Here is a 21,432-nt window from a genome sequence, read left to right on the forward strand (position 1 = left end):
TCAGATACCCCATTTTGGAATCGGATGGTTGCCCATCGAGATGCAGACGTTTTTCATCTCGGCGAACACCTCAAAGCTGTACTCGCCGCCCTCGCGCCCGGTGCCGGAGGCCTTCACGCCGCCAAACGGCTGGCGCAGGTCGCGCACGTTCTGAGTGTTGACAAACACCATGCCGGCTTCGATGTTGCGCGCCAGGCGCAGCACTTTGCTGACGTCCTGGGTCCAGATATATGACGCCAGACCGTACTCCACGTCGTTCGCCAGGCGCAGGCCTTCCGCTTCGTCCTTAAACGGCAGCAGGCAGGCCACCGGCCCGAAGATCTCCTCCTGCGCCACGCGCATCCGGTTATCGACATCCGCCAGCACCGTCGGGCGCAGGAAGTTACCGCCCTTCAGGTGCGCTGGCAGATCGGTGGGTTTATCCGGCCCGCCCGCCAGCAGGGTCGCCCCTTCCTCAATACCGAGGCGGATATAGCCGGAGACTTTTTCCCAGTGCTGGGCGCTTATCAGCGCGCCAACCTGGGTGTTTGGATCGGTCGGGTCGCCCACGCGCAGGCGGCTGGCGCGTTCGGCGAAGCGTTTGACGAATTCCGGGTAGATGCTCTGCTGAATGAAAATGCGCGAGCCTGCGGTGCAGCGCTCGCCATTGATCGAGAAGATGGTGAACAGGGCAGCGTCCAGGGCGCGTTCGATGTCGGCATCGTCAAAAATCAGCACCGGCGATTTGCCGCCCAGCTCCATAGAGTATTTTTTCAGCCCGGCGTTTTTCATGATGTTGCGCCCGGTGGCGGTGCCGCCAGTGAACGAGACGGCACGCACATCGTGATGGCGCACCAGCGCATCGCCGGCCGTCGCGCCATAGCCCTGCACCACGTTCAGCACCCCCGCCGGGATACCCGCCTCCAGCGCCAGCTCGCCTAAGCGGTCGGCGGTCAGCGGTGAGAGTTCAGACATCTTCAGTACCGCAGTGTTGCCCAGCGCCAGGCACGGCGCGACCTTCCAGGTGGCGGTCATAAACGGCACGTTCCACGGCGAGACCAGCGCGCACACGCCCACCGGCTGCACCAGGGTGTAGTTGAGCATGGTGTCATCGACCGGGTAGGTTTTGCCGTTCATCTGCTGGCACACCTCGGCGAAGAACGCGAAGTTGTGCGAGGCGCGCGGGATCAGCACGTTTTTGGTCTGGTGGATCGGCAGGCCGGTGTCGGCGGTCTCCAAGGCGGCGATCGCCGGGACGTTCTCGTCGATCAGATCCCCCAGGCGGCGCATCAGGCGCGCGCGCTCTTTCATCGGCAGGTTGGCCCATTTCGGGAAGGCTTCTTTCGCGGCGGCGACCGCCTGATGGATCTCCGCTTCACCGCCGGCGGCGACTTCCGCTAATACCTCGCCGGAGGCCGGGTTAGTGGTGTGGAAGTAGTCGCTACCCGCCACGTTTTTGCCGTTGATCCAATGGTTTATCTTTTTCATTTTGTCGTCTCCTCGCTGACAATCCGGTTGACCAGGCGACCTACGCCTTCCACTTCCACCACCACTTCATCGCCCGGGACCACGTCGGAGAGCCCCTTCGGCGTGCCGGTGGCGATCATGTCGCCCGGCTGCAGGGTCATAAAATCGCTCAGGTACGCAATCAGGAACGGGATGCTGAAGATCAGATCTGCCGTCGTGCCAAGCTGTCGCAGTTCGCCGTTGACGAAGGTGCGCAGGGTGAGATTGTGCGGATCCGGAATGGCGGCTTTCGGCACGATGTTCGGGCCGATCGGCGTTAGCCCGTCGCGGCTTTTCACCCGCAGGTTGGGGCGGTAGTAGTTTTCGAGATAGTCGCGGATGGCGTAATCGTTGCAGACGGTGTAGCCCGCAACAAAGTCCATCGCGTCGGCCTCACTGACCTTGCGCGCGGTTTTGCCGATGACCACTACCAGCTCCGCCTCATAGTGCATGTACTCGACGTTGTTCGGACGCACCGACGTCTGGTTATCACCGTTAAGGGTGTTCGGCGCTTTAATAAACACCAGCGGCTCGGTGGGCGGGGTGAAGGCCAGTTCGCTGGCGTGATCGGCGTAGTTCAGCCCGAGGGCAAACAGCGTGGCGTGCGGGGGCGTGGCCGGTGTAATGGCGACGTCGCGCTCATCCACTACCGGGTTTTCCAGCGGCGGGAAGCCTTCTGCCAGCACGCGCACCCGATCGCCGGGGCGCAGCGCCACGCGGTGATGCGGGGTGCCGAGCAGAATGGCATCCCCGGGGTTAAGGGTGGCGAATTCGCTCAGCGCGCTCAGCAGCTCGGCTGCGTTTCGCTGGAGATCGGCGGTGTTCCAGCGATCCGCTTCGCGGCCATTGATGTCGGTGATGATGGTCAGGTTATCTACACTGTCGACGGCGACCAACTCGCCAAGCGGGCAAAATCCGTCCCGGCATTTCGCTTTGATTGCCGGTCGGTAAAAGCTCTCTTCCGGCAGGCTCACTTCGTTAGCCAGCGCGTAGCCGGCGATGTACTGCCCGGCGTCCTCAACGCGAACGCGGCGGGCCGTTTTGCCCACCACCAGCGCGACCGTTGCGCCGCTGAGCACCGTTTCACCTGCCGGGAACGGGATCGGCTCGCCTGTTGAGATCACCGTGTTATGCGGTTTGATAAACCACACCGCGGTTTTCGGCGGCGTGGTGTAGGGCGCTTTTTCAAACGCCTCGCGCCAGGCATCACGCTGGCTCTGGTGGTTTAACGCGACGGCAAAAACAGTACCTTTCATTGACATACTCCTCGGGCCGGAGGACCGGGCCGTGATTTCATTAATATGTTAATGATCTGGTTTTATGCTTTTGCTGGTCGTTTCGCAATCACAAGTGAAAAATTTGTGATATGAATAACAATAAATTTACAATCTGGATTTAAAGTCTTTTGTAATCATGTATTTACTAAAAATGAGCGCTTTCTGTTAGACTTTTTACGGAAAAACGTGTTGTTTATAAAAACATCTTATTCTAATTGTTTACGTGTTAATGATTATCGGGGAGCGCTATGCATGACTCATTAACCATCGCCCTGCTTCAGGCGAGGGAAGCGGCGATGTCGTACTTCCGGCCCATCGTGAAGCGGCATAACCTGACCGAGCAGCAGTGGCGCATCGTGCGCGTGCTGGCCGAACATCCGTCGATGGACTTTCACGACCTGGCGTTTCGGACCTGTATTTTGCGCCCGAGCCTGACGGGCATCCTCACGCGTATGGAGCGCGACGGCCTGGTGCTGCGCCTGAAGCCGGTTAACGACCAGCGTAAGCTGTACGTGTCGCTGACCAAAGAGGGCAACGCCCTGTATCAACATGCCCAGGCGGAGGTTGAAGAGGCCTATCAGCGGATCGAGGCGGAATATACGCCGGAAAAGATGAAACAGCTCACGGCACTGCTGGAAGAATTTATCGCGCTGGGAGACCGGAACGGTGAAGAGCGTGATGCGTTGGAATAAACACCACATTTAGTACGATTTTCGTAAAGTTTTCTCCTCGCAGGCCGAAAATTCTGTTATCTGTCTGATGGAAAGAGAAAACATGTTAAATCGTATCAAGATTGTTACCAGCTTGCTGCTGGTTTTAGCCATTTTTGGCTTACTACAGCTGACATCCGGTGGTCTTTTCTTTAACGCGCTGAAGCACGACAAAGAGAATTTCACCGTTCTGCAAACCATTCGCCAACAGCAATCCACGCTGAACGGCAGCTGGGTGGCACTGCTGCAAACCCGTAATACCCTCAACCGTGCGGGCATCCGCTACATGATGGATCAGAGCAATATCGGCAGCGGCGCGACCGTTAACGATCTGATGCAGATTGCCGCCGCATCCCTGAAGCAGGCGGAAAAAAACTGGGCCGATTATGAAGCCCTGCCGCGCGACCCGCGTCAGAGCGAGGCCGCCGCGATGGAGATCAAGCGTAACTATGATATCTATCACGGCGCGCTGGCTGAGCTGATCCAGCTGCTGGGCGCAGGCAAAATCAACGCCTTCTTCGACCAGCCTACCCAGAGCTATCAGGATGGCTTCGAGAAGCAGTACGTGAGCTACCTGCAGCAGAACGACAAGCTGTATCAAACCGCGGTAGAAGACAGCAATAGCTCTTACAGCCAGGCCATCTGGGTACTGATAAGCGTGCTGATTGCGGTGCTGGTGGTGATTGTGGCCGTCTGGCTGGGCATTAAGCAGGCACTGATCTCTCCGCTTAATCGCCTCGTTGACAGTATTCGCCATATCGCCAGCGGCGACCTGGTGAAGCGCATCGACGTAGACGGCAGCAACGAAATGGGTCTGCTGGCCGACTCCCTGCGCCATATGCAGGGCGAGCTGGTGCGTACCGTCGGTGACGTGCGTAACGGCGCGAACGCCATTTACAGCGGCGCGAGCGAAATCTCTATGGGTAACAACGATCTCTCCTCCCGTACCGAGCAGCAGGCCGCGTCTCTTGAAGAGACCGCAGCCAGCATGGAACAGCTGACGGCAACCGTGAAGCAGAACGCCGAGAATGCCCGCCAGGCCAGCAACCTGGCCCTGAGCGCCTCCGAAACCGCGCAGAAAGGCGGCAAGGTGGTGGATAACGTGGTGCAAACCATGCGCGATATCGCGGGCAGTTCGCAGAAAATTGCCGACATTATCAGCGTGATCGACGGTATTGCTTTCCAGACCAACATACTGGCACTGAACGCGGCGGTGGAAGCGGCGCGTGCGGGCGAGCAGGGTCGCGGCTTTGCCGTGGTGGCCGGTGAAGTACGTAACCTGGCCCAGCGCAGCGCCCAGGCGGCACGCGAAATCAAGAGCCTGATTGAAGACTCCGTGGGCCGTGTAGAGATTGGGTCTACGCTGGTTGAAAGCGCCGGTGAAACCATGGGTGAGATCGTCAATGCGGTCACCCGCGTGACCGACATCATGGGCGAAATCGCCTCTGCGTCTGACGAGCAGAGCCGCGGTATCGACCAGGTGGGACTGGCGGTGGCCGAGATGGATCGCGTCACGCAGCAGAACGCCTCGCTGGTGGAAGAGTCCGCTGCGGCGGCCGCGGCGCTGGAAGAGCAGGCCAGCCGCCTGACGCAGGCGGTTGCCGTGTTCCGCATTCAGCAGGAGCAGATGAAAGCGCGTGAAATCGCCTCAGCGAAAACCGTTGCCGCACCGATGATGGCGCGTAAAGCCTCAACGGCAGACGCCGGTGATAACTGGGAAACGTTCTAATTAGCCAGGAGGCAGGCGCATGGCACAGCGAGAGCCATACGCGAAACCGTGCGCTGCCTCTTCCTCTCTTTTCTGCCGCAGTTCGGGCGTCAGCGCCTCATCTGCCACTTCCGCAAACCCCAGCTTCGCATAGAAAGGGGCATTCCAGGGGACGTCACGGAACGTCGTGAGCGTCAGCGATGTCAGCTCCCGCACTTTCGCCGCTTCAGCCACGCAGTGGATCAGCCGCCGACCTACCCCTTTTTGCTGCCAGCCCGGATCGACCGACACTTCTACGATAAACAGCGACGCCGGATGCGCCTCTGCGAGGATAAAGCCGACGGGACGATCGTTCGCCAGCGCCAGCCAGCTCAGGTGTTGATCTACGTAGCCGAGGTGCTGCTCTGCGCTGATGACGGCACTCTCTGCAAGCCAGGCGAGGGCTGGCACGTCACGAAAACGCTGGGCCGCTGCGCGCTCAATAGCGGGCAGGTGAGTCACATCTTCCCGGGATGTCGTACGAAAGGTGATTTTCATGGCGGGAAGTATAGCGCGTCCGTCCGCAGGGGGGCGGCGATAAAAGGGCACTCCCCGACGAGAAAACGTGCGGACATTTCGGCGTGCGCCGGGGTCTGCGTTTCCCCGGTGTTCCAGAGACAGAGCGCGATCGCAACGAGGTTAATAAACGTACATAACACCAGCGCTGGCGGAAAGCACCGCGGTGCGTCGCTGTGTTTATCGGCGGGGGCGGGCAGCGGCTGTACCCTGATGTCGGCGCTCAGCATGAACCCCTTTTTGGGCACGGTGACGATTGCCGGCTTTTCTGGCACGAAGCCTGCCAGCAGTTTTCGCAGGATGCTGATGTACTGGTTTAACGAATTATTGGAACCCTGCACGCCGCGCGCGTCCCACACCTCGCTGAAAAACAGCTCGCGTTCAACGACGTTGCCATGGTGGCGGACCAGCAGTTTCATCACGGCATTTGCGGTGCCGGTAAGGATCTGATGCGCGTCGTCTGGTGCATCGATATGTGAAAAAGTCCCCTCTTCATCGTTATAGACGAGGACATCTGCGAGCAGGTATTTCATAGCGTGTTGTAAAAAACAGTGAGATTGGAGAGTAATCGGCCACGAGACCAGACGGCTATTTTAACGCAAATGTTACCGATAACATTGATCCTGATTGGGATAACGCCGATCGGTTCGGGAACGTTATCAGCGCTAGCGCGACGGCCGATTCAGCAGGCTAATTTTTTGGTGAAATTCCGCCAGATTCTGGCAGCGGAACTTGGTCATCGCGTTTCGCTTGTGGGTATAGATGGTTTTGGGCGATTTGTGCAGCATTTGCGCGATGCGCACCAGGCTGATCCCTTTGCTGATCAGCGAGCAGACCTGTAACTCCTGACGGGTGAGGGTAGGTTCGGGCTCGCTTTCAGCCGTGAAGTCGGCATTGTTGAGCTGCTGGCTCAGTTCCTTGAGTGAGAGTTTACCGCTCAGCACCTTGACGCGCGCATTCGGCAGATACACGTTGATCGCGTTGACGCGGTGTTCATCGGTAAAGAGTAGCCAGCCGCTGTCGCCTGCCGTGTTCATCACCTGCTCGCGCATGCGCAGGATATTTTTTGGGGTCACCTCGTTAATCCAGAAGATATCCGGGCGGGGGGTTATCATCGTTGGGATGAGGGTCGTCAGGCCCAGCCACAGAAAATAGTTGTCGCTCAGAATGACAATCTGAAAGGGGGGAAGCGTGTTTTGAGGGGTCATCACCGTGTAATCTAAGAGTAGCCCGCCATACTGGCGATCGCGGAATTATTCGCATGAAGAATGACAAGGTGACATTTTAAAGTAAGTGAAATTAACAGAATAATTATAAATAGATTAATCTAAAATTTAGTGAATAAGGCTGATTTATAATATTTATAAAGATTTTCATTCTGGTTTTATTAAGCCCGGCAGAACGCCGGGCTGCGGGGATTAACTCTCGCGGTTGACGATTTTGATTTCAACCATGCCTATCCCCAGCTTACGGGGCGAGTGGCCGAGAATATTGCCTTCATTGGTAGACTGCGGATCGGGCGGCACAATCACCAGCGTGTTGCTTCGGGACGGGTTCTCGAAGTGCAGCGTGGTGGTGCTGACGTCATTACCCAGCGTCAGCGTCTGTTCGCTATCGCCTACCCGCACCGGTATCGGACGGTTGGCGTTGGGGCCATACGCCCTGGCGGTGATAACCACATCGAATTTCTGCGGCAGCGGATGGGTGTATTCTATCTTCACCTGATCGCCCAGCTGCGCGTTAGACCAGCGCCCCCAGGATTCCGGGCGTGAAATACCGCTGAACTGTTTAACCTCTTCCGGCGCGCCTGCCACGTTAAAGATGAAGCTGTCCGCTTTGTAGCGAATGTCGTTATCAACAATTTTGAGCATATCGACGTTTCGCTGATAGCGCGCGGTATCGATAACCGTCTCTTTAAACGCGGTTTTGCCTTTCCATTGCGCGCTGTCCACATGCTGAACGGTCTGCTCTCCGCCCAGTTGCCCCTGCGAGACACACCAGTCGGTCGAGAGGGACAGCGGCTGTGACCAGAGCTGGCCCATCTTGTAGCAGTGATCAACCCAGACAAAGTTGTCGCGCGGCGCGAAGTCGGCCAGCTGGAAGCGCAGCGGTGCGGAGTATTCGCTTTCCGGCAGCGGCTCAACGCGGTTGTTCGACACGCGCAACAGCAGCGGCAGGCGGAAGTGGCTCCCGGAGAACGCGATCATCTTTTTATCGCGATCGATGGTGAAATCTTTCATCTCTTTCGGGAAGTTCCACAGGCGGATGATGTCCGGCTTCCAGGCGAGGATTTTCTCCTTCATGTTGAGGAACACTTCCGACAGCGACTGGCCCGACAGCGTACTGCGGCCAAGGCCAATGAAGTTATCGCCCCCCAGGATATCCAGCACGGTGGCGCCGTTATCCATCGAATTACGTTTGGTGGCAATCACATCCTGCTGCGGCTGGTCGCCGCGCAGAACAAAGAACAGGTTGCTGCGGTCGTGCTTGTTGAGCTGATCCCACGCACCGTTTTTCATCGCCAGGTGGTCTGAAGAAACCACGATCACCGTGTTTTTAAAATACGGAGAGGCTTTGATTTTTTCGATTAACGCGGCGATGTGCTCCTGGCTACAGGTCACGGCGCTGAACGAGGTGTTGTTTTTACCGTCGATCTCATAGCTTTTACGCTTGCAGGTACGCGAGACAAAGCCGTCAGGATGGTGCGTATCCACCGTCAGGGCAAAAAGGGAGAAGCGTTTGCCAGCGCGGGAAAGCTCTTCGAATTTTTTCCAGGTTTCATCCAGAACGGTGTCGTCGTAGAAGCCCCAGTCGTTACGGTAGGTGGGATCGGCCACGGTGGTTTTCAGCTCTTCTGAGCCATACAGATGGTCAAAACCGTGGGATTTCAGGAACACATCTTTCCCGGCAAATCGCAGGTTTGCGCCCTGCATGAAATAGTTTTCATAGCCGGAGTTTTTCAGGATGTCGCCGAGGCAAATATTCTGCGGGAAGAAGCTCGACATCGATGCCGATGCGTTACCTTCAAAGGGGGCGAAGAGTGGGATACCGCACTGCGAGGCAACCATCCCCGCAATGGTGTAATCGGTACCCGGTAACTGCATGGTGTGGCTGAAATCCAGCCCTTGATCTTTCAGCGCGCCAAGTTCGGGCGTCAGGTTCGGGAAGGCGGTGTTATCGAAGTAGGTGCGCTCCAGACTTTCGCCGTAGATATAGACCAGGTTGAGCGTTGGGCTGGCGATTTTTTTCGACGGCTCTTTGTACCAGGCCATGAAATCCGGATCGCCATCGCGCGACTGGGATTTGACCAGCTCGGTAATCTGGTGGAAGGCCGGGCTGGCATCAACGGAGGCCAGCGCCAGACACAGAGCCAGCAGGCTGTAGCCGACATGATGAGGATGATGCCGGCGACGGCGCAGCACCCAGGCCAGGGTGCCGAAGATAATTACCAGCGCCAGAACCAGGCCGATACCCGGAAGTATGTACTTACTAACTCCTGCGCCGGTCAGGCTGTTGGTCAGGGTATAAAGTACCGCGTCGTTAATACCGTCGCCGGTAAAGTAATCGCTGGCATAGAGGGTAATATTCAAAATAACAAAAATGCCGAGCACCACCAGGGTAGCGATAAACCACCAGGTGTTACGGCCAGCTTTCCAGGCATAAATGCCAACGGAAGCCAGAAAAAGGGCAAGGGACATTAACTCTGACAACAGCATATCCTCATGATGCCAGTTACTTAGCTGGCTAACTGATTCTTTTTTGGGTAATACAATGTAATTGCGAAGTCGTTAAGCTGCAATTTTAGTGTCACGAAAGTGTGCTGTTGTTAGGATTTGGTTTATAAAATCACTTTTTTGAAGGCGGTCGCATCATGACGTGTGGGCGCTAAGACGGGGGCAGGAAGGTAAAACACCCGTTTAAGGCCGCGTCGCAAGGTTAACGCAATAAACGCGGCCTGTTGTGGCAGAAAATGGGGTCGATCAGGAGAGGAAATTAACGCCTTGTTTTAGTACCAAATCGCAGGCTTTAGTTTTCACCTTTTTCGCCAACGCCGAGTCGCCCAGCGTGCTCAGGTTAAGCTGCTGACCGTTTTGTGCGTTGAGCAGGCCCTCGATACCCTCCATATAGTTGGTATCTTGCTTCTGCTCCTGGGTGTCCAGGCCCAGCTTGCCCAGTACCTGGTTTTTAATGTTTTCGGTGTCGGTTACGGACGCCAGTTTCTGCTTCGCGCAATACCCCAAAATACCCGCCGCGTTGTTCATGGTTCCGGCGCTGAGGCTCTGGGCGCTGTTACCCAGCAGGCTGGTGAGGGACGAGGCCGACAGTCCGCCCTGTGAGCTGGCGCTCTCTTTGGAAAGCTCGTTTGCTGCGCTGGAGAGGGATTCCTGCCATGACGCCGCCTGTGCCGCGCCGGTGACGAGAAGTGCGCCTAAAAACGTGCCGATAAGAAACTGTTTTTTCATAATGGTCTACTCATGAGATCCGTCTGGTGCAAAAGTGGCCCCAGTATATACCCCTGGGTCCCGCGCATTTCCTGGAAATATCCTAATACTCTTTGCCGGTGACGCGGCTGCGGAAGCTTTCCCAGTCGAAGATGACATACAGGCTGTTGCCGAGCTTCATGCGGTCCATCACCCGTTCCCCGAGCAGGCGAGTCATCTCATCGATGTTGTGGTTGGTCAACATGCCCGTAGGACGTTTTGAGGAGGAGCGGCGGTCGACGATCTGGTTGATGATCACTTTTTCGTAGCGTGATTCGGTCTGAACGCCAATCTCGTCAATTACCAGCAAATCGACGTTACTCAGGTCATTCAGCAGCTGTTCTTCGCTGGTCTCGCGGTTGCTGAAGGTGTCTTTCATGGCAGACATAATGTCGGCCACGGTGATGATCAGCACCGATTTTCCGCGCAGCAGAAGTTCATTGCAGATGGCCGCTGCGAGGTGGTTCTTGCCGGTGCCGGGTTTGCCGCTAAAGATAAAGCTGGCGATGTTGCCGTCGAATTCGTTGACGTACTGGCGTGCGGCGGCAAGCGCGTTCATCTGCCCGGTCGTTTCAACCTTATAGTTGTCGAAAGAGCAGTTCTGATGCAGCGGGCGAATCCCGGAGCGATTAAACGTGCGCTGCATTTTCATGGCGCGGTTTTCACGCGCGAGGGCGGCCGCGCGGATTTCGCCTTGCTCTTTTTGCCATGCGAGTAGCTCTTCACCCGTGGTAAACGCGGGTTTGACGTTGGCAGGCATCATTTTCTGCAGACGTTTCATCAGGTCGCCGACGTTTTTCATTTCGCACCTCGGAATCCATTAGGGATCTGTTTATCCGGTTCACAAAACGCGTTGATATCGCGTTTGGGCTGCCCGTTATTGCTGGCGCGGTTGATCTGCACGCTGCGGGCGAGCTTTTGCTGCCACTGAACATGATGGAATACTTTGCCTTCGGCCTGCCAGTAGGCGGTGAACGCGGCCAGCTCTTCCGGCGTGACGGGCTGGGAAAGTGCAATGCCCCACAGCGCCGCCTGACGCTGAAAATCGGCATCCGGCTGCCAGCCAGAATACATAGGGAATTTCCCCATCGGCACGGCCACGGGGGTGTTATCCGGCTCGTCAAAGAACTGGTTGTCCAGCGCGACGTCGCTCGCCGGGCGCGACAGGCGCGCTTCGATGTCCAAAAGCTGTGCCAGACGTTCAGGCGTTATCGCATAAAACGCCGGCGCGTTATCGGCAAATACCGCAAGCGTGCCGCCTTCGGCGTGGGTTAACACACCGCGGGGATCGCGCATAAAGGCATCAATGCCAGCAATGCTGGTGGTCAGAATTCTGGAGGACATAACACTTTCTCTACTGATTACTGCGGGCGTGATTGGAGCTTATGGTAGCACAGAGAGAAGGGGGGAAGGAGGGGGAAGCTAACCCTCTCCGACAGGAGAGGGTTAGGGCAGACATTACGCGATGATATTCAGCGTCACGTCGATATTTCCGCGAGTCGCGTTAGAGTACGGGCAGACGATATGGGCCGCGTCCACCAGCTTTTTGGCTTCTGCAGGATCCATGCCTTCAACGTGGATGTTCAGTTTTGCTTCGATACCAAAGCCGGTTGGCAGTGGACCGATACCCACTTCACCCTCAATAAAGGCCTCTTTTGGGAGGGTAAATTTGTCGCGCGCAGCAACAAATTTCATTGCCCCCAGGAAACAGGCGGAGTAGCCCGCCGCGAAAAGCTGTTCAGGGTTGGTGACGTCACCGCCCATGCCGCCCATCTCTTTTGGTACGCCGAGCTTAACGTCGAGGACGCCGTCGGAAGAGGTTGCGCGGCCATCGCGGCCTCCGGTGGCTTTGGCTTTGGCAGTGTAGACAACTTTTTCTAAAGACATGGCAGGTTCCTCATCTTGTGCTTAAGTGTGCTATTAAATAGCGTGCGATTTATATGGGTAATAAAAACGCGTAACGTATAGCGCTACGCGCGGTGTAACTGGTGACGCAAAAGTTCCAGCTGGTGCTTAAGCGCCAGCATCGTGTCGGTGTCGCACTGGGCGGCACAGCCCACGGCCTGGGGGATCCCCGTGGCCTGCTGTTGCAGGCTACGTCCGGCGTCCGTCAGCGTGACGGCGACCTGACGTTCGTCCTGGCGTGAGCGCTGACGTGTCAACAGACCGGCTCCCTCCAGACGCTTCAGCAGGGGCGTGAGCGTTGCGGAATCCAGAAACAACCGTTCACCGATGTCCGACACGGTAATGTCATCCTGCTCCCACAGCACCAGCATAACGAGATACTGAGGATAGGTCAGGTTAAGCGGTGCCAGCAACTGCCGGTACAGCTTATTCAGCGCCAGATTTGCCGAGTAAAGGGCAAAACAGAGCTGGTTATCCAGCAGCAGCGCAGCGGTGGTGTCGTTCGTTTTTGCGTTCATGAAATAAAGATAGATTGTGCGCGATATAATTGCAAGCGATTTTTATGGGCAGGTATAACGCAGCGCAACCTGTACCGCCATTTTCCGGTAGTGTTCGCGCTGGGCCGCTTCGTCCGCCCCCTCTTCAAACAGCAGGGTGAAGGTGTAGCTATTGGCAACATAGTGGAAGCTAAAGCTGCTGATTAAACGGTGCAGGTCGCGGGCATCGACCGTCTGGTTAAAGAGCTGCTTCGCCTTGCCGCGCCGCAGAATCGCCTCCAGCAACTCCAGCGCGCTGCGGTTAACCTGGCGCAAATAGCTGGACTGTTGTATAAAGCGCCCGCGCTGCATGTTCTCCATGCAGATAATACGGATGTAGTCCGGGTGGTCGGCGTGGTAGTCAAAGGTGGCTTCCACCAGATGCACCAGCGCTTCAACCGGCGGTAAATCGGTAAGGCTGAGCGCTTTCTCGCTGGCCCGGATTTGGGTGTAGACATACTCCAGCGCCAGCAGATAGAGGTTTTCTTTATTTTTGAAGTGGTACACCACCATGCGTTTGGTGGTGCCTGCTTTCTCGGCAATCTGCTCCATGCGGGCACCGTTCAGGCCATATTCGGCAAACAGGGCGATAGCGCTTTGGAAAATCGTTTCCTTCAGGCTCGCACCTTCAGGGTGATCGGGGAGTTCGCTGCCAGCGTTAGCCACATCCTTTCCTTATCATCACAAAACAGAATGCAGGGATTATTACCCTGCCTGCGTGAGAACTCAAACGTCAAACGCGGGGACGCTTGCGATAGAGCCACAGCCCGGGGATCGACAGGCCGATAGAGAGCGCACCGACGATGGAGGAGGCCTTGAGGAAATTACTCAGCAGCAGGATCATTTGCGGTTCGCTGTAGCCGAAGTGGCTGATTTTTACTGCCGAAATCATGGCCGTGTAGGCCGAGATGCCGGGAAACATGGGGATTACCGCCGCAACGGTAAAGACCTTGGGATGGGCCAGATACCAGCGCGACCATTGAATGCCAATGCTGCCCACCAGCATGGAGGCCATAAAGGTTGACCATTCGATATTAAACCCCGCCGTCATCATGACCATGCGGGAGCCGTGCCCGATGGCACCCAGCAGTGCACACCAGGGCAGGGCGCGTTGCGGCACGTTGAAGACCATCGCAAAGCCGATGGCGGGAATGGCGGCCAGCAGCATGTCCTGAACCAGGGCCAGCAGAAATTCGATTATGCCCATCCGCGTAACCCCCATAACGTCATGGCCATCACCACGCCAATGCACGTCGCCAGCGTCAGCAGGCTGGCAATTGCCCAGCGCGCCAGGCCGGTATTGATGTGCCCTTTGAACATATCGGCGACGGCGTTAATTAACGGAAAACCCGGAACCAGCAGCAGCACGCTGGCGGCCATGGCGACGGTTGAGGTATTCGTGAAGGCCGGCAGGCGCAGCAGCAGGCCCGACACGGTCGTCGCCACGAAGGCGGTGATGCAGAAGTTAATCTGCGGGTGTAACTGCCTGTGGGTCAGCAGTTGTCGGACATACATGGCGATGCTGCTGGCGAAGAAGGTAATGGCTGCGCCGTCCCAGCCGCCGCTGTTCAGCTTGCAGAAACAGGCGCACGACAGCCCCACCATCAGCACAACCAGCCAGCGCGGGTAGCGCAACGGCTTGATCTGGTTGAAACGTTTTTCGCACTCTTTCAGGTCGAGAAGCTTGTGCTCCGCCAGAATGACGATGTGCTGCACCTCTGTCACCACGTGCATATTGATGCCGCGATCGTGGTTTTTACGGGTGGATGTCAGGCACTGCCCGTCCTTGATGGTGGTCAGCACGATAGCGTTGGACGAGATAGCGCTTTCCACCGAGTCCATGCCCAGTGCCAGCCCGAGGCGGGTCGACAGCTCCTCAACCAGGGCGCTCTCCGCCCCGTGCTGTAAAAGAAAAAGCCCGCACTGAATACAGAGTCGCGTGGTGGCACGTTGCGTTGACCGGTCTGCCTGCATGTGATGCCCTGAAGAGAAAATGGATAGCCTGCCTGATGGCCTTGAATGTCTACTTTTAACACAAAGTGCGCCCTGCCTTGCTCTGGGTCAGATCAAGATTTGTGCAAACTGCGGCCAGGAAAAGTCGAGAAATGCGGCTGTATTATTTATATTGTGAATGTATTTCGTATATATAGTGAGAATATATATTAATTATTTCTAATTTTATATTTTCATTATTTTAATGTCGATATAATTAATTTTAATTGTTATCTGTGCGATATTAGTCCTGTATTGGGCGTTTCTTAAATTATATCTGTCTCGCATTCTTCTCGTCGTAATCCATTTCGCCCACAAGGATGAAAACAGGTTGAGCCTCAGGGCTTTTAATATTCATGTCAATCAATAAGGACACGGAGGGTCTATGTTGCCATTGAAGAGTAAGCACGGCGTTGTTATTAGTAAGGTGCCCGTGATGCAGTGCGGGTTGAGCGGGCTCATGGAGCGTCATTTTCCCGACTACGAACTGACCTGCTGTCGTTCATTACAGGAATTAACCCTGCTTCAGCTTCGCCGTGCTGACGTTATTATTGCCGATATTTCAGGTGATTATCGGAACCCTCGCGGTACGCTAGAACAGTATTACGGCTTACTGAATCAGTACAGAGATATTCACTGGATATTTTTGGTATCCCGCCCCCTCTACCCTCTGGCGGTCGAACTGCTCATGCGCCCTGAAAGCACACTGCTTTCAGATATGGAACCCACTGAAGGGGTGATAAGCGCAATTCGTGCTGGCAGCGAACGTGCCGAGCGGATAAGCCAAACCCTATTAATGCCAGAAACCCCTGACCTGGACGAAGAGAGCGAGCAGTTTGTTGCGCTTACGCACTCTGAACGCAAGGTGCTACGCCTGCTGGGTAAGGGCTGGGGAATTAACCAGATTGCAACGCTGCTTAAGAAAAGCAACAAAACGGTCAGCGCACAGAAGAACAGTGCGATGCGTCGCTTGTCTTTGCGCAGCAACGCCGATATGTACGCCTGGATTAGCAGTACTCAGGGAATGCGAGAGCTGAGCTTAATGTCGGCCTATGGAGAGTTTGAGGAATGGAAAAGACCACAGCAACAAGACATATCGCCGTCATCGAAAATTGCGTAATGAGCGCCGTTGGGCTGGAGCATCTCTTCACCCTGCCTCAGTTCAGCCAGTATCAGATGCATATGTTTAGTCGGTTCGACAGCTTTAAGGCGGCGCTCCCCCACATACCCTTTTTCTCAGTGATCTACTCACTGTCAGATGAACGTGAAGAGCGTCGTAACTGCCTGGCCTGTTTACGGGATCTGACGTTTACGCACGGGAATATCCAGCGCATTGTGCTGGCCTCTGATGACGTCGAAGCGAGGCTGATTAGCCATCTTTCTCCTTCGCGGCTTCATGGCATCATCAGTAAAGCCGTGCCCCTGAGTCAGCTGCTGGAAGAGCTGGTCGCGCTGTTAAACGAAACGCATCGGGTCAATGAAAACATGCTGAACCACTGGCATGTCAGCCAGAACAGAATGTTAAGCCCAACGGAGCGGGCTATCCTGCGCTACATGTCCAACGGCTATTCTATCCCGGAAATTGCCGCGCAGCTTGAGCGCAATATTAAGACCATCCGGGCGCATAAATTCAACGCGATGGTCAAACTGGGCGTCAATTCTGACGTCGGGTTGCTGGATGCGGCAGATATTATTACGCATCTTCCTGCCCGCGAAATACGCGGTGCGGTGTTGACGTCGCCTGCCTTCCTGTAACTTATCCCGCCTGCGCCAGAACTATTCTGGCGCTGCGATTACACGCACACATCGACCCATTTTGCCGACGTCAATTCGGCCATTCTGTCCGGTGAAATCCGAACGGCGCTGTGGATAGCACCGGCTGCGGGTAAGACTTCACTGTACTGTTTTAAGGTGACGTCGCAGTAGACCGAAAGGGGGTTCTCCAGTCCGAACGGGCAGACGCCGCCGACGGGATGCCCGGTGATGTTCACCACCTCATCACTGCTGAGCATGCGGGCTTTTGCGCCGAACGTCTCCTTCAGCTTTTTGTTATCCAGCCGCGCATCGCCTTTTGCGACTACCAGAATCACCTCATTTTTGACCTTCAGCGACAGGGTTTTGGCGATTTGTCCTGGCTCCACGCGGTGGGCTGCAGCGGCAAGCGCAACGGTTGCAGTACTTTGGCTAAGCTCGATCACTTCTATATCCGGTGCGTTGTCGGCAAAAAACTGCTGTACAGACTGCAAACTCATTGTTTCCTCCTGACAAATATCCTGCGTAATCTGTCATAAGAAATTATCCTCTGTAAATATCTCTTAAGTAACAAATACCCCATTGGGCCGATTTCTGGATCGCCTTCACAATCACAGAAACCGGTTACAGTAACCGGTTGCAGAGCGTGATGCGGAGATTAATACTGAGTACGTAACGTCCCCTGTATCTAATAATAAGAGCAAATTATGAAATCAATTCATCTTAGCAGTACCGCGGGTATAAAAGCCGGCAAGGTTGTGAAGCTGATGTATGGAACAACGTGTGGTGCCCCCGCGCCCGTAATGAACGTCTGACAGGAGATCCTTTATGTCTGCCAACCATGCTGCTTTTAATCTGATATTCCGTTTCGTCGAGAATTACGTCAGCCCAATAGCCGGGCGGATCTCCTCCCAGCGTCATGTTATGGCTATCCGTGACGGATTTATTTCCGCGATGCCGTTCATGATCGTTGGCTCATTCTTGCTGGTGTTTGCTTATCCACCGTTTTCGCCTGATACCACATGGGGTTTTGCACGTGCCTGGCTGGATATGGCGAAGCAATTTGAAGGGCAAATCCTGACGCCGTTTGATATGACCATGGGCATTATGTCCATCTATATCTGTGCCGCCATTGCCTACAACCTGGGCAAGCATTACGTTAAGTCGCACCAGCTCGATCCTTTCATGTGCGCGATGCTGTCGCTGATGGCGTTTTTGCTGGTGGCCGCGCCTAAAACCAAAGGCACGCTGCCGGTTGATAGCCTGGGCGGCACGGGGATCTTCACCGCGATTCTGGTGGCGGTCTACTGCGTTGAGCTGATGCGTTTCCTGAAAACCTATAACATTGGTATTCGCCTGCCCGATCAGGTGCCACCGATGATCAAGAACTCGTTTGACCTGCTGATCCCGGTGCTGGTGGTGGTGCTGACGCTCTATCCGCTGAGCCTGCTGATCCAGTCTGAGTTTGGGATGCTGATCCCGCAGGCCATCATGTCTATCTTCAAACCGCTGGTTTCTGCCGCCGACTCCCTGCCAGCGATCCTGCTGGCGGTGCTGATTGGCCATTTACTGTGGTTTGCCGGGATCCATGGCGCGGCTATTGTCTCCGGTATGCTGCAGATGTTCTGGCTGACCAACCTCGGCGCAAACCAGACTGCGCTGGCGTCCAGCCTGCCTCTGCCGCACATCTTTATGGAAGCCTTCTGGACGTTCTTTATCGTTATCGGCGGCTCGGGCGCAACGATGGGGCTGGTGATTTGCTATCTGCGCAGCCGCTCGGCGCATTTACGCTCGATTGGCCGTCTGAGCGTGGTGCCAAGCTTCTTTAACATCAACGAACCGGTCATATTCGGTACGCCGATTGTGATGAACCCGGTGTTCTTTATTCCGTTCCTGCTGGCGCCGATGGTGAATGCCGTGCTGGCATGGTCGGCGATGAAGTTCGATCTGATTGGCCGCGTGATTTCTGTTGTGCCCTGGACTGCACCTGCGCCAATCGGTGCTGCATGGGCGCTGGGCTGGGATTTCCGGGCAGCCATTCTGGTGATTGTGCTGGCGTGCGTGTCGGCGATTATCTACTTCCCGTTCTTTAAGGTGTACGAGAAGCAGCTGCTGGAGCAGGAAGCCGAAGAAGCGCAGCGTAATAGTGAAGAGGAAAACCAGCAGGTCGCCTAGGTAAACGCAAAACGGTAACGCGTGGTTGCCGTTTTTGGTATTTTCAGAGGAGCAAGGCCGGGTAAGCGTTAGCGCCATCCGGCCAATCACACGCTTATTTCAGCGTACAATCCCCGCACTGCTGGACATCCGGCAGACGATAGCGCTGGCAGCAGGTACGACGAACCAGCAGCCCGTCACGCGGCACGACGGTACGGAAGAGGGGATTATCGCGACCATCCGAAAGCTGTTTGGCAAAGAAACAGGCGTGGCGAAGGGCATCAACCTGTTCGTCACCCAGCAGCGGTTTCATCTCTGTCAGATACCAGTGGATAAGATACCCGGTATTACTCCAGATCAGTTTCCCGTTGATCTCGCCCGTCTCTTCCAGCGCATCGATAACCGGGATCAGCGCCTGAGTGACCAACTTTTCCATGCGTTCCTGTGCGGACAGATGTGCTGAGTGACGGTCCTCGTGAAGATCGATCCAGAAGCAGGCGGCACGTCCCGTCTCATGAAACTCGACGTGGAAATACTCCGGGGAGAGATCCAGCATCGAATCCTGAGTCAACAGCGCCAGCATGAGAGGGGGCACCATCAGCCCGATATACCACTGCGCCCACAGGGAGAGCAGCGGCTTATTTTCCCGCGCAAGCGTAGGCTGGTTACGATAGATATGATCGGAATAGGCCGCCAGCAAAGACTGGCGTTCGGCAGGGCGTCGCCACTGCGCCAGCGTCATCGCATGATGGGGCGGAACCTCATCCAGCTTGATGAAATCCAGCAGATGCGCGCGTGTTTCAGCAATCTTATCCCGAATGGCATCCGCAAGCGTAGCGCTACCCGAGGAGAGGGGGGCTCGCCAGATGAGAGGCTCTACGGTATGTGCGGTACGAGTGGCCATAGGATTGACGTGAATCTAAATGATAATGATTGCCAATCCTAACTATTGATCATACCGATCGCAAGCCTTTTGTCCTGGATGTGCGAAGCCGCGTCAGGCCGACGGCAGCTCGTCGCTCAACAGGATGTTATTCCGGCCCATATGTTTGGCTTCATAAAGCGCTTTATCCGCCTTTTCCAGCGCGCGCTCAGCGTCTTCATTCTGATAGATAGAAATACCGATGCTGATGGTCACGTTGGTGGCGACGCTTTCATTGAACATATGTGGAATTTTAAGATCGTACACCTTCTGGCGAATATGTTCCGCCGTCTGCCGGGCATGCTCCAGCGAGATATTGCTCAGCAGAACCATAAACTCTTCGCCACCAAAGCGGGCAACGATATCGCGGGAGCGCACTGCGTCGCGGATGGCCGCAGAGACGCGCATCAGTGCTTTGTCGCCCATCATATGACCGTAATGATCGTTGTAGGCCTTGAAGTGGTCGATATCCAGCAGCAACACAAAGTGTTCACCGTTGTCTGGCGTGGGCAGGTTATCCAGACGGCTTTGCAGACCCCGGCGGTTATACAGCCCGGTGAGAGGGTCCATCATGCTGAGATCGGTCAGGGTTTCTCGTTCCTCAAGCAAACGCGAAAGCAGCGCCTGGGCGAATTTGTCGTTACGTCTTTGCAGCACATGATGAATGCCGATCGCTACCACGGGCAGCGCGAAAAAGAACATCATCCTTATCCAGCTGTCGTGGTCGCTTAACCACAGGCAGACAATAAAGGCGGGCAAAGAGTGCAGCGTGAACGCTTTGATATTGCTGGCGAAGGCCAGCGATCCGATAAAAAGCACCGTTAATAACGCCATTATTAAATAGGTCGAATGATCGTGCGTAATTAACGAAAATTTAGAGGCGATCTGCCAGGCCCATAAGACGCCAAAAAGCGCAGACACCGCCGGAATATTTACTTTTAAGGTTTTGTTTACCCCGTGCCAGACGAGTAAGCCCGTGCTGATCGTTAACACGGCAAGCAGAGGGAACGATAACACGCGTATGGAATAGAGCGGGTTTGTCACCGAGAAAAGCGCTGATGTTGCATTCAATAATAAAAACAAACGTAACGATAACTGATATTTACTATTGACTAAAGACCGCCAGGATTGTGATGTCATATTCGTGCGTTTTATTAAAATTTAATTAAAACAGATATATAGGTGTTGGTTTTAAAGAATGGATGCAAAAAACGTTATTTATAATTATCAGAAAAACTTTATAGGTAGTTAACAGGTGTGCAATTTATCACCTTACACATTTGCTGTCATTACAGGAAAGGTAAAGGGCGATCAATTATCCTGCTGTATGCTGACAAGTGATAATTACTATCATATGATATTGGTTATCATTATCGATATGAGAGGGCATACCATGTTGAGCAGAGCGCTGGGAAGTGGTTGGGGGGTCTTGCTGCCTGGGGCGATCATCAGCGGCCTGATGTTTGCCGACCTTTCCATCGACGTCTGGAAAATCATCATTGTGTCGGGACTGCTGGTGACATCCGCGATGATCTGGCATAAGCAGCTACGGCATTTTGTGCTGTTGCCATCCTGCGTTGCGTTAATCGGCGCAATGCTGGTGATAATGATGAGTTTGAGATAACACGGGAAAACAGAGAGAGACTACAGAAGGGTTGTAAGATAATTGGTGCGAGGGGGGGGACTCGAACCCCCACATCCGTAAGGACACTAACACCTGAAGCTAGCGCGTCTACCAATTCCGCCACCTTCGCACAGTCATCTTACTTTTTTGATATCGCCTCGTTGGTGCGAGGGGGGGGACTCGAACCCCCACATCCTAAGGACACTAACACCTGAAGCTAGCGCGTCTACCAATTCCGCCACCTTCGCCCAGTGCGAGCAATATCAACGTGATTTATGGTGCGAGGGGGGGGACTCGAACCCCCACATCCGTAAGGACACTAACACCTGAA

General features: G+C 55.2%; 23 protein-coding genes and 2 tRNA genes. 6 read left to right on the forward strand and 19 right to left on the reverse strand.

All coding sequences use genetic code 11. The features are described from left to right. Both hpaE and hpaG read right to left on the reverse strand, forming a co-directional pair. Window positions 1-1,467, reverse strand: coding sequence for a 5-carboxymethyl-2-hydroxymuconate semialdehyde dehydrogenase (hpaE, locus tag QLG21_RS07070; protein ID WP_282484140.1), 1,467 nt, complete (start codon window positions 1,465-1,467; stop codon window positions 1-3). Continuing rightward, the gene (gene hpaG / locus QLG21_RS07075) at window positions 1,464-2,741 is read right to left on the reverse strand and encodes a 4-hydroxyphenylacetate degradation bifunctional isomerase/decarboxylase (RefSeq protein WP_153681944.1); all 1,278 of its coding nucleotides are present in this window, start codon (window positions 2,739-2,741) and stop codon (window positions 1,464-1,466) included. The genes hpaE and hpaG overlap by 4 nt, the downstream gene beginning before the upstream one ends. A gap of 269 nt (window positions 2,742-3,010) precedes the next feature. On the opposite strand from hpaG, the gene hpaR reads away from it, so the two are divergent. Further along, the gene (gene hpaR, locus QLG21_RS07080; protein WP_006174104.1) at window positions 3,011-3,454 is read left to right on the forward strand and encodes a homoprotocatechuate degradation operon regulator HpaR; all 444 of its coding nucleotides are present in this window, start codon (window positions 3,011-3,013) and stop codon (window positions 3,452-3,454) included. Window positions 3,455-3,536: 82 nt separating this feature from the next. Next, a complete protein-coding gene (gene tsr, locus QLG21_RS07085) occupies window positions 3,537-5,201 on the forward strand; it encodes a methyl-accepting chemotaxis protein (RefSeq protein ID WP_282484141.1) in 1,665 nt (554 codons plus the stop codon). On the opposite strand, the gene QLG21_RS07090 is transcribed toward tsr, so the two are convergent. The 12 genes from QLG21_RS07090 to QLG21_RS07145 form a co-directional block, all read right to left on the reverse strand. Next, window positions 5,202-5,717, reverse strand: a complete 516-nt coding sequence (locus QLG21_RS07090; RefSeq protein WP_282484142.1) for a GNAT family N-acetyltransferase — start codon at window positions 5,715-5,717, stop codon at window positions 5,202-5,204. It lies immediately after the preceding gene. Beyond that, on the reverse strand, window positions 5,714-6,268 hold the full coding sequence (locus tag QLG21_RS07095; RefSeq protein WP_137272882.1) for a winged helix-turn-helix domain-containing protein: 555 nt from the start codon (window positions 6,266-6,268) through the stop codon (window positions 5,714-5,716). The genes QLG21_RS07090 and QLG21_RS07095 overlap by 4 nt, the downstream gene beginning before the upstream one ends. A 132-nt stretch (window positions 6,269-6,400) precedes the next feature. Next, entirely contained in the window at window positions 6,401-6,943 is a 543-nt protein-coding gene (locus QLG21_RS07100; protein WP_006174097.1) for a LuxR C-terminal-related transcriptional regulator, read from the reverse strand. 210 nt (window positions 6,944-7,153) lie between these two features. Then, window positions 7,154-9,445 carry a phosphatidylglycerol--membrane-oligosaccharide glycerophosphotransferase gene (gene opgB / locus QLG21_RS07105; RefSeq protein ID WP_282484143.1) on the reverse strand — a complete coding sequence of 764 codons (2,292 nt, stop codon included), beginning with the start codon at window positions 9,443-9,445 and terminating at the stop codon, window positions 7,154-7,156. A 270-nt stretch (window positions 9,446-9,715) separates the two neighbouring features. Further along, window positions 9,716-10,198: a DUF2501 domain-containing protein gene (locus QLG21_RS07110; protein ID WP_101738284.1), complete on the reverse strand. Its 483-nt coding sequence runs from the start codon at window positions 10,196-10,198 to the stop codon at window positions 9,716-9,718. An 82-nt stretch (window positions 10,199-10,280) separates the two neighbouring features. Further along, entirely contained in the window at window positions 10,281-11,018 is a 738-nt protein-coding gene (dnaC, locus tag QLG21_RS07115; RefSeq protein WP_006174093.1) for a DNA replication protein DnaC, read from the reverse strand. Then, window positions 11,015-11,560: a primosomal protein DnaT gene (gene dnaT, locus QLG21_RS07120; RefSeq protein ID WP_006174092.1), complete on the reverse strand. Its 546-nt coding sequence runs from the start codon at window positions 11,558-11,560 to the stop codon at window positions 11,015-11,017. Before dnaT ends, dnaC begins: the two co-directional genes overlap by 4 nt. A 114-nt stretch (window positions 11,561-11,674) precedes the next feature. After that, a complete protein-coding gene (locus tag QLG21_RS07125; RefSeq protein ID WP_006174091.1) occupies window positions 11,675-12,103 on the reverse strand; it encodes an organic hydroperoxide resistance protein in 429 nt (142 codons plus the stop codon). A gap of 83 nt (window positions 12,104-12,186) precedes the next feature. Next, window positions 12,187-12,639, reverse strand: coding sequence for a MarR family transcriptional regulator (locus QLG21_RS07130; RefSeq protein WP_006174090.1), 453 nt, complete (start codon window positions 12,637-12,639; stop codon window positions 12,187-12,189). A gap of 42 nt (window positions 12,640-12,681) precedes the next feature. Further along, complete coding sequence (locus tag QLG21_RS07135; protein ID WP_282484144.1) at window positions 12,682-13,323, reverse strand: TetR family transcriptional regulator; 642 nt, start codon at window positions 13,321-13,323, stop codon at window positions 12,682-12,684. Between the two features lie 67 nt (window positions 13,324-13,390). Then, on the reverse strand, window positions 13,391-13,864 hold the full coding sequence (locus QLG21_RS07140; protein WP_006174088.1) for a threonine/serine exporter: 474 nt from the start codon (window positions 13,862-13,864) through the stop codon (window positions 13,391-13,393). Continuing rightward, a complete protein-coding gene (locus QLG21_RS07145; RefSeq protein WP_006174086.1) occupies window positions 13,855-14,631 on the reverse strand; it encodes a threonine/serine exporter ThrE family protein in 777 nt (258 codons plus the stop codon). The genes QLG21_RS07140 and QLG21_RS07145 overlap by 10 nt, the downstream gene beginning before the upstream one ends. Before the next feature lie 403 nt (window positions 14,632-15,034). On the opposite strand from QLG21_RS07145, the gene QLG21_RS07150 reads away from it, so the two are divergent. Together QLG21_RS07150 and bglJ are read left to right on the forward strand one after the other, a co-directional pair. Then, window positions 15,035-15,769 (forward strand): response regulator transcription factor, encoded by a 735-nt coding sequence (locus QLG21_RS07150; protein WP_006174084.1) that lies wholly within the window; start codon window positions 15,035-15,037, stop codon window positions 15,767-15,769. Next, on the forward strand, window positions 15,769-16,404 hold the full coding sequence (gene bglJ / locus QLG21_RS07155) for a DNA-binding transcriptional activator BglJ (protein WP_006174082.1): 636 nt from the start codon (window positions 15,769-15,771) through the stop codon (window positions 16,402-16,404). The genes QLG21_RS07150 and bglJ overlap by 1 nt, the downstream gene beginning before the upstream one ends. 38 nt (window positions 16,405-16,442) lie before the next feature. Here the strand turns inward: bglJ and QLG21_RS07160 are convergent, their stop codons facing one another. Next, the gene (locus QLG21_RS07160; protein ID WP_137849650.1) at window positions 16,443-16,901 is read right to left on the reverse strand and encodes a YbaK/EbsC family protein; all 459 of its coding nucleotides are present in this window, start codon (window positions 16,899-16,901) and stop codon (window positions 16,443-16,445) included. A 328-nt stretch (window positions 16,902-17,229) separates the two neighbouring features. On the opposite strand from QLG21_RS07160, the gene QLG21_RS07165 reads away from it, so the two are divergent. After that, window positions 17,230-18,576: a PTS cellobiose transporter subunit IIC gene (locus tag QLG21_RS07165; protein ID WP_006174078.1), complete on the forward strand. Its 1,347-nt coding sequence runs from the start codon at window positions 17,230-17,232 to the stop codon at window positions 18,574-18,576. A gap of 94 nt (window positions 18,577-18,670) precedes the next feature. Here the strand turns inward: QLG21_RS07165 and fhuF are convergent, their stop codons facing one another. Beyond that, window positions 18,671-19,459, reverse strand: a complete 789-nt coding sequence (gene fhuF / locus QLG21_RS07170) for a siderophore-iron reductase FhuF (protein ID WP_006174076.1) — start codon at window positions 19,457-19,459, stop codon at window positions 18,671-18,673. 93 nt (window positions 19,460-19,552) lie between these two features. Beyond that, on the reverse strand, window positions 19,553-20,617 hold the full coding sequence (locus QLG21_RS07175) for a GGDEF domain-containing protein (RefSeq protein WP_282484145.1): 1,065 nt from the start codon (window positions 20,615-20,617) through the stop codon (window positions 19,553-19,555). A 214-nt stretch (window positions 20,618-20,831) separates the two neighbouring features. Here QLG21_RS07175 and QLG21_RS07180 point away from each other — a divergent pair, with 214 nt between their 5' ends. Then, window positions 20,832-21,101, forward strand: a complete 270-nt coding sequence (locus QLG21_RS07180) for a DUF1435 domain-containing protein (RefSeq protein WP_072208810.1) — start codon at window positions 20,832-20,834, stop codon at window positions 21,099-21,101. 43 nt (window positions 21,102-21,144) lie between these two features. Here the strand turns inward: QLG21_RS07180 and QLG21_RS07185 are convergent. Together QLG21_RS07185 and QLG21_RS07190 are read right to left on the reverse strand one after the other, a co-directional pair. Next, a tRNA-Leu gene (locus QLG21_RS07185) sits at window positions 21,145-21,231 on the reverse strand. A gap of 32 nt (window positions 21,232-21,263) precedes the next feature. Continuing rightward, window positions 21,264-21,349: transfer RNA gene (locus QLG21_RS07190), tRNA-Leu, on the reverse strand. Window positions 21,350-21,432: the final 83 nt, after the last annotated feature.

This window comes from Enterobacter sp. V87_3 (genome assembly GCF_029967835.1).
Classification (GTDB): Bacteria; Pseudomonadota; Gammaproteobacteria; order Enterobacterales; family Enterobacteriaceae; genus Enterobacter; species Enterobacter cancerogenus.